Annotated in this window: 8 protein-coding genes; 2 read left to right on the top strand and 6 right to left on the bottom strand. The window is 70.8% G+C overall.

Annotation, left to right across the window (positions count from 1 at the left end; all coding sequences use genetic code 11):
* The first annotated feature begins 2 nt into the window (after positions 1-2).
* Positions 3-2,417 carry a malto-oligosyltrehalose synthase gene (gene treY / locus QZV84_RS08630; protein WP_292828308.1) on the top strand — a complete coding sequence of 805 codons (2,415 nt, stop codon included), beginning with the start codon at positions 3-5 and terminating at the stop codon, positions 2,415-2,417.
* On the top strand, positions 2,414-4,135 hold the full coding sequence (gene treZ / locus QZV84_RS08635) for a malto-oligosyltrehalose trehalohydrolase (protein ID WP_292828311.1): 1,722 nt from the start codon (positions 2,414-2,416) through the stop codon (positions 4,133-4,135). Before treY ends, treZ begins: the two co-directional genes overlap by 4 nt.
* A gap of 14 nt (positions 4,136-4,149) precedes the next feature.
* Here the strand turns inward: treZ and QZV84_RS08640 are convergent, their stop codons facing one another.
* From QZV84_RS08640 to QZV84_RS08665, 6 genes are all read right to left on the bottom strand, one after another.
* Positions 4,150-5,322, bottom strand: coding sequence for a uroporphyrinogen-III synthase (locus tag QZV84_RS08640; RefSeq protein ID WP_292828314.1), 1,173 nt, complete (start codon positions 5,320-5,322; stop codon positions 4,150-4,152).
* Entirely contained in the window at positions 5,319-6,557 is a 1,239-nt protein-coding gene (cobA, locus tag QZV84_RS08645; RefSeq protein WP_292828317.1) for a uroporphyrinogen-III C-methyltransferase, read from the bottom strand. The genes QZV84_RS08640 and cobA overlap by 4 nt, the downstream gene beginning before the upstream one ends.
* Positions 6,557-6,901: a nitrite reductase small subunit NirD gene (nirD, locus tag QZV84_RS08650; protein ID WP_363331897.1), complete on the bottom strand. Its 345-nt coding sequence runs from the start codon at positions 6,899-6,901 to the stop codon at positions 6,557-6,559. The genes cobA and nirD overlap by 1 nt, the downstream gene beginning before the upstream one ends.
* 71 nt (positions 6,902-6,972) lie before the next feature.
* A complete protein-coding gene (gene nirB, locus QZV84_RS08655) occupies positions 6,973-9,585 on the bottom strand; it encodes a nitrite reductase large subunit NirB (protein ID WP_292828323.1) in 2,613 nt (870 codons plus the stop codon).
* A 175-nt stretch (positions 9,586-9,760) separates the two neighbouring features.
* On the bottom strand, positions 9,761-11,314 hold the full coding sequence (locus tag QZV84_RS08660) for an FAD-dependent oxidoreductase (protein ID WP_292828326.1): 1,554 nt from the start codon (positions 11,312-11,314) through the stop codon (positions 9,761-9,763).
* Positions 11,311-13,440: a molybdopterin oxidoreductase family protein gene (locus QZV84_RS08665; RefSeq protein ID WP_292828328.1), complete on the bottom strand. Its 2,130-nt coding sequence runs from the start codon at positions 13,438-13,440 to the stop codon at positions 11,311-11,313. Before QZV84_RS08665 ends, QZV84_RS08660 begins: the two co-directional genes overlap by 4 nt.
* Positions 13,441-13,443 lie beyond the last annotated feature (3 nt).

Genomic DNA, 13,443 nt, shown 5'->3' on the forward strand with positions numbered 1-13,443 from the left:
CCGTGGTCGCCATTCCGAGGTCGACTTACCGTCTGCAGATCCGGGCGGCCTTCGATCTGGATGCCGCCGCCGATGTCACCGGATACCTGCGCGATCTCGGGGTCTCGTGGGCGTATCTCTCGCCCCTGCTGAGGGCCACGGACGGCTCCGACCACGGCTACGACGTGGTCGATCCATCGCAGGTCGACCCGGCCAGGGGCGGTGCGGGCGGACTGGACCGGTTCGTGACCGCGGCGCGCAGCGAAGGGCTCGGCATCCTGATCGACACCGTCCCGAACCACATGGGCATCTCGCAGCCTGCGCAGAACCCGTGGTGGTGGGACGTGCTCACCCACGGACGCAGCTCGCGCTATGCCGAGGCTTTCGACATCGACTGGGATTTCGGCGTCGGCAAGGTGCGCGTTCCGATCCTCGGTGCGAGCCTGGACGAGGTCATCGCCGACGGGCAGGTGCGCATCGACCCGGAGGCGACCGATCTCGCGCCGCATGGGGTGGTCCGAATCCACGACGAGCATGTCCTCCCGCTGGCCGCCGGCTCGATCGCTGAGCCGGCCGGAGGCGCGGGCGGTTCCTCGCTGGATGACCCGCGCGTGATCGCCGAGGTCCTCGCGCAGCAGCACTGGGAGGCGATCTACTGGCGACGCGAAGCCGCGGAGCTGAACTACCGCCGCTTCTTCGCCGTGACCACTCTCGCCGGCGTGCGGGTGGAGATCCCGTGGGTCTTCGACGAGAGCCACGCCGAGGTGCTGCGCTGGGTGCGCGAGGGGCTCGCCGACGGCCTTCGCGTCGACCATCCCGATGGCCTCGTCGATCCGGGCGGATACCTTGAGCGACTGGCGGCGGCCACCAGCGGGGCGTACGTCCTGGTCGAGAAGATCCTGGAGCACGGCGAGGACCTGCCCGCCTGGTGGGAGACCGACGGCACCACCGGCTACGACGCCCTCGGCGAGATCGACCGGGTGCTGATCGATCCGTCCGGCGAGGCGGTCCTCTCGGCGCTTGATGCGCAACTGGGCGACGGCGACCCGCGGGAGTATGCCGAGCTCATCCATGACACGAAGCGCATGATCGCCGACACGATCCAAGCCGCCGAGATCGCTCGGCTGGTGCGCGAACTGCCCGATCTCGGCACGGTCGCGCCATCGCAGGCTCACGACGCCCTCGCCGAACTGCTCGCGTGCTTTCCGGTCTACCGGTCGTACCTGCCGGCCGGGCGCGCGCAGCTGGATCGCGCCGCCGACGAGGCGTCTGCTCATCGGCCCGACCTGGCGGAGACGATCGCTGTGCTGTTGCCGGTGCTGGCCGACCCCGCCCTCGCGGTCGCGCTGCGGTTCCAGCAGACCACCGGGCCGGTGATGGCCAAGGGCGTCGAGGACACCGCGTTCTACCGCTACACCCGGCTCGGCTCCCTCACTGAAGTCGGTGGCGACCCGTCTGTCTTCGCCCTCTCGGTCGAGGGGTTCCATCGCGCGCAGGCGCTGCGGCAAGCCTCGTGGCCGCACTCCATGACGACCTTGTCCACCCACGACACCAAGCGCGGCGAGGACGTCCGGGCCCGCCTGGGCGTGCTGTCGGAGGTTCCCGAGCGGTGGGCGGCCCTGCTCATACAGCTGCGTGCCCACGCGTCGACCGGTCACGGTGCCTTCGACAACCTCCTCTACCAGTCCGTGGTCGGGTCTTGGCCGGCATCCCGTGACCGCCTGCACGCCTATGCCGAGAAGGCCTCGCGCGAGGCCGCGGAGGCGACCGGGTGGTGGGATCCGAATGCCGAGTTCGAGCAGCGCATGCATGCAACGGTGGATGCCGTCTTCGACGATGCCACGGTGGCGGCGCTCTTGTCGGAGTTCGTGGCCGAGATCGCTCCGGCCGGCTGGTCGAACAGCCTGGCCGCGAAGATCCTGCAGCTCACCGGGCCGGGAGTCCCCGACCTCTACCAGGGCTCCGAGCTGTGGGAGACCTCCCTCGTCGACCCCGATAACCGGCGCGTGGTCGACTTCGACGAGCGCCGACGGATGCTGACGGCACTGGATTCCGGATTCGTCCAGGGCGAGCTGCCGCGCGTGGATTCCACGGCGGCGGCGAAGCTGCTCGTCACCTCCCGCGCCCTGCGACTGCGCCGCGACCACCCCGAGCTGTTCACACGGTACACGCCGATGACGACAGTGGGGGCGGCATCCGGCCATGCGATCGCGTTCGATCGCGGCGGCGCACTCACCGTCGCGACGCGGCTGCCCGTCGGACTTGCCGCGAGCGGCGGCTGGGGCGACACCGTGCTGCTGCGCCACTCCGGATCGACGACGGATGCCCTCACCGGGCGCACCTTCGAGGGATCCACGATTCGACTCGACGAGCTGCTGCGGACCTACCCGGTCGCTCTGCTCGTCACCCCGTCCGTCGTCGGGGAGGGCCGCGCATGATCGAGGTGTGGGCGCCACGACGTGAAAGGGTGCAGCTGCACCGCCCGGGTCTCGGGCTCGTTGCGCTCGAGCCGCGCGGCGGCGGCTGGTTCGCAGCATCCGTCGCCCTGAACGACGGCGACGAGTACGGCTTCGTGCTCGATGACGCCCCGGCGGTGCTCCCCGATCCGCGCTCGCGCCGCCAGCCGCGCGGCGTGCACGACCTGAGTGCCTGGTTCGATCCCGAGGCGCACGACTGGCAGGACTCGGCCTGGACCGGCCGACAACTGGCCGGATCCGTGATCTACGAGCTGCACATCGGCACGTTCACGTCCGACGGCACGCTCGATTCCGCGATAGAGCGGCTTGACCACCTCGTCGAGCTCGGCATCGGGTTCGTCGAGCTGCTGCCGGTGAACGCCTTCAACGGCACCCACAACTGGGGATACGACGGCGTGCTCTGGTACGCGGTGCACGAAGGCTACGGCGGTCCGGCCGCCTACCAGCGGTTCGTCGACGCCTGCCACCGGCGCGGCCTCGGCGTGATCCAGGACGTCGTGCACAATCACCTCGGGCCGAGCGGCAACCACCTGCCCGAATTCGGACCGTACCTGCGCGCCGCCGAGCGGAACACCTGGGGCTCGTCGATCGATCTCGACGAGCCCGAAGTGCGCCGGTACATCGTCGAGAACGCGCTCATGTGGATGCGGGATCACCACGTCGACGGCCTGCGGCTGGATGCGGTGCACGCGCTGAAGGACTCCTCTGCGCGACACATCCTGCAGGAGCTCGCCGAGGCGACCGACGCACTGAGCGCGCACGTGGGCCGCCCGTTGACGCTCATCGCCGAGTCCGACCTCAACGACGCGACGCTGATCGCGGCGCGCGAGGCCGGTGGATACGGACTGAAGGCCCAGTGGAGCGACGACTACCACCACGCCCTGCACGTCGCGGTCTCGGGCGAGACGACCGGCTACTACGCCGACTTCGAGCCCCTGTCGGCGCTCGTCAAGGTGGCGACCCGGGGCTTCTTCCACGATGGGAGCTGGTCGAGCTTCCGCAGGCGTTCGCACGGGCATCCGATCGACCCACGCATCCCGACGTCGCGGTTGGTGACCTTCGGCCAAGACCACGACCAGATCGGCAACCGCGCCGCGGGCGACCGGCTCTCGCAGTCGCTCGATGAGGGCGGGCTCGCGATCGCGGCGGTGCTCACCGTGCTCTCGCCGTTCACGCCGATGCTGTTCATGGGCGAGGAGTGGGCGGCTGCGACACCCTGGCAGTTCTTCACCTCGCATCCGGAGCCCGAGCTCGGCCGCGCGACGGCCGAAGGCCGGATCGCCGAGTTCGCCGCGATGGGCTGGGACCGTTCGGCGGTCCCCGATCCGCAGGACCCGGAGACGTTCGCTCGCTCGAAGCTGAACTGGGATGAGCGCGAGGCGGGCGTGCACGCGCGCATGCTTGCGCTCTACCGGGCCCTGATCGCGCTGCGGCGCGGCATCCCAGATCTGACCGATCCCGCGTTCGGCTCGATTTCGGCGGAGGCCGACGAGGCGGGGCGCTTGTTCCGCCTCCGTAGGGGGGCGACGCAGGTGCTGGCGAACTTCTCCACGGAGGCGAGCCGGATGCCGGTGCCCACCTCCGCGGCGGTGCTGCTCGCCACGCACGGCGGGTTCACCATCGATGGCGAAGACGCCGCTCTGCCGGCCCGCTCGGCGGCAGTAATCCGCGTCGGCTGACGCGAGAGCAGGTTCTACTGCGCGTCGTCGACGACGTTCAGCCGGTAGCCCCGCTTGACGACCGTCTTGATCAGATCGGGTGCGCCGATCGTCTCGCGAACCCGCGCCACCGCGACCTCGACCGCATGCGTGTTGGCCACCGAGCGGGGAAGTGCGCCCTGCAGCTCCTCGCGCGAGAGCGTTCCGCCGTTCGCGTCGGCGAGAGCGCCGAGGATGTCCAGACCCACCCGCGAGAGCGGGATGTGCCGCCCATCCAGCACGATCCCGGCGCTGCGCAGCTCGAGGCGTCCAGAGGTCGTATCGATGCCGGGTGCTTGGCCGCCGCCGAAATGCGTCACCACCGCCCGCACGAGCGATCCCAGGCGTCCCCGGTCGGGGATGAGCGGTTCGAAGCCGGCCGCGCGCAGCGGGCCGGCCGTGATCGGTCCGACTGCCGCCATCAGCAGACGCCCGGCATCGGCATGGGCGCGCATCGCCGGAAGCACCTGCAGGATCTCGGCCGACCCCAGCCACTCCTGGGCGCCCGGCGCCGACGTGAACAGGATCGCGTCGTATTCGCCGGCGGATGCCGCGACCACGGATCTGCGGACGACCGCGATATCAGGCGGCGGGCCCCAGCGGTAGATCGTGAGGCTGACGACATCGGCGCCGGCCGCCTCGAAGGCTTCGTCGAGACCGTCTGCCCCTGAGCCGTGGTGCTGCACGGCGACACGCCTGCCCTTGACCCCTTCGGCGATCAGGAACTTCTCGAGCTCCGCGGCCGTCTCGGATTCGGCCACCCAGTCGGCGGCCAGACCGGCCTGCTGGATCGCGCCCCGTGCCTTCGGCCCGCGGGCGACGATCTGCGCCGGGCGGATGGCATCGAGGAAGTCCTCGAGCAGTCCCGCCTCGTCGACAGCCTCGATCCACCCGCGGAATCCGACCCCGGTGGTGACGACCACGACGTCCGGGGGCTCGGCGATCAGCGTCCGTGAGCGCGCGATGAGCTCCTCGTCGTCAATGTGCGGCACGATGGTCAGGGCGGGGGCAAGTCGCACCGCCGCGCCATGGCGTTCCAGTGCCGCAGTCAGTTCGCCGGAGCGGCGGTCGACGGGCAGAAGAATCGTGCAACCCGCCAAGGCGGCCGAGATCACGGGTGCGGACGGTTCTGCACCCGTTTCGGGACCGGTGGACCTGGCGATGCTCACAGAGTAGTGCGCCCCGCCGCATCTCGGGCGAGCGCGGGCAGCAGAAGGTCTGCGGCGGCGACACGGCCGAACACCATGACGGCGGGGTTGCGCACTCCGGCGGCCGATGCCGCAGCCACAACGGTGGCCAGCGTCGCGTGCGTCGTGCGCTGCGCGTCGGTGTGGCCGCTCTCGATGATCGCGACCGGCAGGTCGGGGCCGGCTCCCGCTTCGGCGGCTGCGGCGGCGAAGCCGGCCAGCGCGCTGACGCCCATGAGCACGACGGTCGTCGTCTGTGGGTCACGCAGTGCCGCCAGGGTGGCCGGGGTGGGGGCATCCTGCCCGTTGACGACGTGCAGGGCCGCGGCGGTGCCGCGGTGGGTGACGGGGATGCCGGCCGCCTGCGGCACCGAGACGATGCTGGAAAGGCCCGGCACGACGTCCACGGGCACGCCCGCGGCCAGGCACGCGGCGACTTCTTCGCCGCCGCGCCCGTAGACGAACGGGTCGCCGCCCTTGAGCCGCACGACGCGAAGGCCGCGGCGGGCGCGATCGATCAGGATCTCGTTGATCGCGTGCTGGGGAACCGGATGATGCTGGGGACGCTTGCCGACGTCGATGATCTCGACATCGGGCGACAGCTCGTCGACAATGCCGGTCGCGCCCAACCGGTCGATGACCACGACGTCTGCTTCGGCGAGCAGGCGGCGCCCGCGCACCGTGATCAGATCCACCGGGCCCGGCCCGCCCCCGACCAGGTGCACGTGGCCGACGGTCGTCGGCCGCCGCCGCCGCAGCGGCAGGCTGCCTTCGCGGAGCTTCTCGGCGATCGCTTCGCGCAACTGCAGCGTGCGGCCGGGATCGACCCCCGAATCCGAGACGACACCCACGATGCTGTCGCCCGAGCGGGTCTCGGCCGCGAGACGCGCCGACCCATGACTGCCGTCGCCGGCGTTCACGCAGAGGACACGGCGGGCCTCGCAGACAGCTGCGACGTCGGCGTCCACGCGGGCATCGCCGGTCGCGGTGTGGACGAGCCAGGCGTCGTCCATGTCGCCAGGCACCACGACGCGATCCCGCCACTCCAGGGCATGCTCCCGCACCAGCAAAGAGGTGGCTTCGCCCAGTTCAGGTGCCACGACGCGGATCACGGCGCCATCGAGCAGGAATCGGCGGATGCGGCGGGCCGCCACCTCGCCGCCTCCCACCATGACGACCTGACGTCCGCTGAGGGAGATTCCGATCATGGTGGTCATCAGGTCGCCTTCCACTCGATGAACACGTCGCCGTTCGCGTCCACGGCGATCGGCCAGACCTGCAGCCCGCGTGCGTCTTCGCCCTGCGCGTCCAGGCACGAGCCGGTGCGCAGATCGAAGACCTGCTTGTACATCGGCGACGCGACGGTGGGAGCGTCGCCCTTCGTGCCGACGATGCCCCGCGACATGACATGGGCGCCGCTGTACGGGTCGAGCTGCTGGACGGCGTGGATGCGATCGTCGTGCGTGCGGAACAGCGCGACCTGCTCATGGTCGATCAGCGCCGCGAGCCCACGCTCGCGCTCGAGGTCGGTCATTGCGCACAGCCGAACCCAGAGGGTCAGCGGGCGGCGGAGGGGATCGGTCGGCGATTGCCGGGGGCGCGCTGCGGTCGCGGTGAGATTCTGCAGGGCGGTCATCGCCGCACCGCCAGAGTCGTTCCGGCGATCAGCACCCGCGGGTTCTCGCGCTCCTGTGCTGTGGCCGGGCGAGCCTGGCCGCGTTCGGACGTGTAGGCCAGAGACGGGTCGGCTGTGGTGGGCGCGTTCACGAACGAGGCGAAGCGGCGCAGCTTCTCGGGGTCTGCCAGAGTCGCCTTCCACTCGTCCTCATAGGCGTCGACGTGCTGCGCCATGGCCGCGTCGAGGTCTTCGACGATGCCCAGGCTGTCGTCGAAGACGACGGCGCGCAGCGCCTCGACACCACCTCCCATGTCCTCGAGCCACGGCGCGGTCCGCTGCAGGCGGTCGGCGGTGCGGATGTAGTACATCAGGACCCGGTCGATCGCCTGCAGCAGCCCGGCGTCATCGAGGCCCTCAGCGAAGAGCACCGCGTGCCGGGGCGTGAAGCCGCCGTTGCCCCCGACGTACATGTTCCAGCCGGCCTCGGTGGCGATGACCCCGACGTCTTTGCCTCGTGCTTCGGCGCACTCGCGGGCGCAGCCGGAGACGCCGAGCTTGATCTTGTGGGGCGAGCGCAGGCCGCGGTAGCGCAGCTCGAGCTGCACGGCCATGCCGACCGAATCCTGCACGCCATACCGGCACCACGTCGAGCCGACGCACGACTTCACCGTGCGCAGCGATTTGCCGTACGCGTGCCCCGACTCGAACCCGGCGTCGACGAGGCGCTTCCAGATCTCGGGCAGCTGCTCGAGCCGCGCACCGAACATGTCGATGCGCTGCCCGCCGGTGATCTTCGTGTAGAGGCCGAAGTCCTTGGCGACCTGTCCGATCACCAGGAGCCCCTCCGGGGTGATCTCGCCTCCGGCGATCCGCGGGACGACCGAATAGCTGCCGTCCTTCTGGATGTTCGCCATCACGTGGTCGTTCGTGTCCTGCAGGGTCGCGTTCTCGCCGTCGAGCACGTGGCCGTGACCGAGCGAGGAGAGGATGCTGGCGAGCACCGGCTTGCAGATGTCGCAGCCGCGACCGGTGCCGAAACGGTCGATGATCGCGCTGAACGTGCCGAGACCCGAGACTCGCACGGCATCGAACAGCTGGGCGCGGGAGTGGGTGAAGTGCTCGCACAGCGCGGTGCTGAGGGTCGCTCCGCTGCGGGCAAGCTCGGTTCCGACGAGCTTCTTGACGAGCGGGAGGCACGAGCCGCACGCGGCGCCGGCGCGGGTGCACGCCTTCACTCCTGCGACGTCCGTGCAGCCTTCGTCGGTCACCGCGCAGCGGATCGTTCCGGCCGTGACGCTGTTGCACGAGCAGACCAGCGCCTCGTCGGGCAGCTCGGCGTTCGCCAGGGCGTCGCCGGTGACCTCAGGCATGAGGTAGGCGGCCGGGTCGGCGCCGAGGGGTCCCCCGAGCAGCGGGCGCAGCATCCCGTAGGCGCTCGCATCGCCGACCAGGATGCCGCCGAGCAGGGTCTTCGCATCATCAGAGAGCACGAGCTTCTTGTAGACGCCCGCCACCGGGTCGGCGTAGACCACGTCGAGGGCACCCGGGGTCTGCGCGAACGCGTCGCCGAAGCTGGCGACGTCCACGCCGTTGAGCTTGAGTTTGGTGGAGTCGTCGTAACCGGGAAAGGTCGCCTCGGATCCGAGCAGCCGTGTGGCGGCGACTTCGGCCATGGCGTAACCCGGTGCGACCAGGCCCACGGCACGCCCGTCGAAGTTGGCGACTTCGCCGATCGCGAGGATGCGTGGGTCGGAGGTCGTGCAGCCGGCATCGATGATGACGCCCCCGCGGGGGTGCACGTCCACCCCGGCGGCACGCGCGAGCTGGTCTCGGGGCCGCACGCCGACTGTGAAGACCACGACGTCGGTGTCGGCGTAGTCGCCCTCCCGGAACTCGAGTCCGCGCACATTGCCGCGCACATCGGGGTCGAGCCTGGTGGTCACGCTGCCGGTGCGCACCGCGATGCCGCGCGACTCGATCAGCCGCCGCAGCGAGTCCGCACCGCGGGTGTCGAGCTGCGCCGACATCAGCTTGTCGGAGGACTGCACCACGGTGCACCGGACATCCAAGCCCTGCAGGGCGCCGGCGGCCTCGAGACCGAGCAGCCCGCCGCCGATCACGGTGCCTCGGAGCGGGCGACCCAGTTCGACGGAACGCCGGTCGACGAACGTGCGCAGGGCCTCGACATCGTCGAGGGTGCGATACACGAAGCAGCCGGTGAGGTCGAAGCCGTCGACGGTGAGTTTGGCCGCGTACGAGCCGGTCGCCAGCACCAGCGTGTCGTACGCCGTGCTGACGCCGCTCTCGGTGGTGACCCGTCGCGCCTCCCTGTCGATGCGGGCGACCGCGTCGCCGCGGATGAACCGCACCCGGTCATCTTCATCGAGGATCGAGCGCTGCAGGGCCAGGTCGTCGGCACTCGCTCCGGCGAAGTAGGAGGTGAGGCTGACGCGGTCGTAAGGATGCCGATCCTCCTCACCGATCACGGTGACCCGCCACCGGCCCTCGGGGTCGCGACTGCGCAGGCTCTCGACGAAGCGGTGAGCGACCATACCGGCGCCGACGACGACGACGTGGGCATCGGACACGGATGCCGCGGCATCCGTTCTCTTCGAGGTGCGAGGCACGGAATCTCCTGTCGTCGCGGGCGGAGGGAGCAGGTGTTGAGGGGGGAAGCGCTGATCGGGCGGCGGGGCGGGTACTGGTCTCGACGCTACGCAGGCGACGTTTCGCCGGCGGGGCGAGGGTCGTTTCGTCCGCGCAACGTTTCTCTCACGGTTCGGCCACAGCCATTGTGAGATTTCACGCGGACCCCACCGCATGGGCGGCGAGCATGTCGGAGATGCGCGTACGGCAACCGCCGCAGCCGGTGCCGGCCCGGGTGTCGCGACCGACGCACTCGACGGTGGCACTGCCCGCCGTGATCGACTCGTCGATCTGCGCGACGCTGACGCCGTTGCACCAGCACACCGTTGCCTCCGGGGCGATCGCCGCCGATGCGGCGTTCGGATCGAAGTCCGGACCGTCGAAGCGCAGCAGCAGTGAGCGGTCGGCCGGAAGCTCGTCACCTCGTTCGTACAGCAGGGTCAGTTCAGCCGCGGTGCGGGGCATGCCGACGCAGACGAACCCGCTGAGGACGCCGTCTGCCGAGACCATCTTCACGTAGCGCCCGTGCTCGGGGTCGGCCCACTGGGCGACCTGGCGGCCGTGCGGCTCCTCGTCCCACGGATCGGCTGACACGTCGCCCGCGGCGACGACCTCGACGTGTTCCGCCTTGAGCATCACGAGCGGTTCGCGCTCCGCGGGAAGCGCCGCGCCGCCGGAGCATTCGAATCCGTCGAGGAAGCGCGCAGCGAGCCAGTCCGCCTGCCGCCAGCCCGGTCCGATGAGGCCGCTCGGAGCTCCCGCCGGGTGTCCGCCCGCAGGGAACATTGCGGGATCGGCGACGTGTGCGCAGTCGCCGATGGCGAACACCTGGGGATCGGTCCAGCTGCGCAGGCCCGTGTCGACGACGACGCCGAAGGACGCGTGCAGCCCCGCCGCAGCGGCCAGCTCGGCCCGCGGTGAGACGCCGCAGGAGAGCACGAGGAGATCCCCGGCGATGTCCTTGCCGTCGGCGGTGACGAGCCGGTCGAAGTACTGATGGCCGTGCTCGTCCGTGTGGAACAGGACGGTCTCGGCCCGGCTGTGGGCGAAGACGGTGACTCCAGTTCTGCGGATCGCGCGACGCAGCACCGACCCCGCGCCGCGGTCGAGATTGCGCGGCATCGGGTGCGGTCCGTGGTGGACGACGGCGACCCGCGCACCGGCGTGTGCGGCGGCGAGCGCGAATTCGAGCCCCAGCACACCGGCGCCGAGCACCACGATCCGCTGGCCCGTGACGATGGCATCCCGGATGCGTGCGCCGTCGTCGAGATCGCGCAGCGCGGTCACGCCGCGCGGCAGCAGGTCATCGGCGCCGCCGACACGGTGGCTTGAGCGGGGAACGCCGGCGAGCGTCGGGATGTTCGCGCGGGATCCGGTGGCGAGCACGACCCGGTCGTACCCGATCCGCCGGCCGTCGCTCAGCACGGCGGCGCGCGCCGTTCTGTCGATCTCCGTGACCGCGACTCCGGTGATGACGCACCCTCCCGCGGACTCGACGGCAGCACGATCGGCGATCGTGAGCGCGTCGCGAGACATCCTGCCGACGGCGTACTCGGCGACGAGCACGCGGTTGTAGGCATCGCTCTGCTCGGCGCCGACCACGCTGAGGGCGATGTCGCCAGACCGGACAGCGGGCAGGAGGTTCTCGGCGAATCGGGCGCCGACCGGTCCGTACCCGATCACCAGAACCCGCAGCGGCGGAGTGCTCATGCGATGATCGCCTCCTCGATGCGGCGCACCCGCACGGCGCCGGTCTTGAACTCGGGCATCGCCGAGACAGGATCCACCGCGTCGGAGGTCAGCAGGTTGGCCGTGCCGTCGCCGGCGAAGTGGAACGGGACGAAGACGTCGCCCGGGCGCACGTCCCGCGAGAGCAGCGCCTTCGCGTGAACCACACCGCGTTCGTTGGACAGCTCCACGGTGTCGCCCTCGGCGATGCCGTAGCGCTCCGCGGCCGCCGGATGGAGGGTGACGCGCACTTCGGGCTGTGCGGAGGACAGCTCCGGCACCCGTCGGGTCTGCGCACCGCTCTGGTAGTGCTCCAGAAGCCTCCCGGTGATGAGCGTGAGCTCGCCGGTGCCCGGAATGCGCGAGTCGTGGGTCGCCGGCGTGACCACCACGATGTGGGCGCGCCCGTCATCGTGGCCGAAGCGATCGGCGAACAGACGGGGTGTGCCGAGCGAGCCGACGGGGCACGGCCAGTGCACCGGGGCTCCGGCATCCAGCATCGCGTCGTCGATGCCCGAGTAGTCGGCGATTCCGCCGGCCGACGCCCGGCGCAGCTCGTCGAAGACCTCGCCCGCGTCCACCGAATACGTGCCGGGCGCGTCGAGCCGGCGGGCGAGCTCCGCCATGATCCACAGCTCGTCGCGCACTCCGGCCGGGGGCGTCAGCGCGCGACGGCGACGGATGACGCGACCTTCGAGGTTGGTCATCGTGCCCTCCTCTTCGGCCCACTGCAGCACCGGGAGGATGACGTCGGCGAGCGCCGCGGTCTCGGAGAGGAAGAAGTCCGACACGACGAGAAGGTCGAGCCGTTCCAGCCCTGCGCGGACAGTCGACGCGTTCGGGGCCGACACGACGACGTTCGCGCCGTGCACGAGCAGCGCCTTCGGCCCGTCCGCGGTGCCCAGCGCCTGCAGCAGCTCCACCGCCGGGATGCCGGGCCCGGGGATCATGGACGCATCGACGCCCCAGACCGCCGCGACGTGCGCGCGTGCGGCCGGGTCGGTGATTCTGCGATAGCCCGGCAGCTGATCGCACTTCTGTCCGTGCTCGCGGCCGCCCTGGCCGTTGCCCTGCCCGGTGAGCGTGCCGTAGCCCGAATCCGGGCGCCCGGGCAGTCCGAGAGCGAGCGCCAGGTTGATCGCTGCGGTTGCGGTGTCGGTTCCGTCGACGTGCTGTTCGACGCCGCGTCCGGTCAGGATGTAGACGCCGCCACCGGCCGCCAGACGGCGCGCGACCGAGCGGATCATACCTGCCGGCACCCCGGTCACCGACTGGACCCGCTCCGGCCACCAGCCGGCGACGCTGCGGCGCAGCTGTGCGAAGCCCTCGGTTCGCGCGGTGAGGTAGCCGTCATCCGCGAGCCCTTCGGCGAGCACGACATGGGTCAGGCCGAGAAGGAGCGCGAGATCGGTGCCGGGGGTGGGCTGCAGATGAATGCCGCGCCCCTCGTCGGTGAGCCGCACCGTCGCGGTGCGTCGGGGATCGACGACGATCAGCCCGCCGGCGTCCTGAGCGCCGCTCAGGTGCCCGATGAACGGGGGCATCGTGGCGGCGACGTTCGTCCCCAGCAGGAGCACGGTGGATGCCGCGTCCAGGTCGCTCAAGGGAAACGGCATCCCGCGGTCGATGCCGAACGCGCGATTTCCGGCGGCCGCCGCGGAGGACATGCAGAACCGGCCGTTGTAGTCGATGCGGCTCGTGCCGAGCGCGAGACGCGCGAACTTGCCCAGCTGGTATGCCTTCTCGTTCGTGAGCCCGCCCCCGCCGAACACGGCGACGGCATCCGCGCCGTGCTCCTCGCGGATCGCACGCAGGCGCTCCGCGATCAGGTCGAGCGCGGCATGCCACTCCGTCTCGTGCAGCAGTCCGTCATCGCCGCGCACGAGCGGGGCGGTGAGGCGATCGGGGGAGCGGAGCAGCTCAGCCGAAGTCCAGCCCTTCTTGCACAGGCCCCCGCGGTTGGTCGGGAACTCCCGTCCGGACACGACCACCGGGGCAGCGCCCGCCACCGTTCCCTCTGCCCGCGTCAGCGTCATCGCGCACTGGAGCGCGCAATACGGGCAGTGGGTGTCGGTGGATGCCGCGACCCCGGCGATCTCGGAGGTCATCGG

The organism is Microbacterium sp. (assembly GCF_011620715.1).
Lineage (GTDB): Bacteria > Actinomycetota > Actinomycetes > Actinomycetales > Microbacteriaceae > Microbacterium.

Bases quoted from the DNA above. Each gene is read 5' to 3' on its own strand.
- treZ (WP_292828311.1), top strand. From the start codon at position 2,414: ATGATCGAGGTGTGGGCGCCACGACGTGAAAGGGTGCAGCTGCACCGC.
- cobA (WP_292828317.1), bottom strand. From the start codon at position 6,557: ATGACCACCATGATCGGAATCTCCCTCAGCGGACGTCAGGTCGTCATG.
- QZV84_RS08660 (WP_292828326.1), bottom strand. From the start codon at position 11,314: ATGAGCACTCCGCCGCTGCGGGTTCTGGTGATCGGGTACGGACCGGTC.
- QZV84_RS08665 (WP_292828328.1), bottom strand. From the start codon at position 13,440: ATGACCTCCGAGATCGCCGGGGTCGCGGCATCCACCGACACCCACTGC.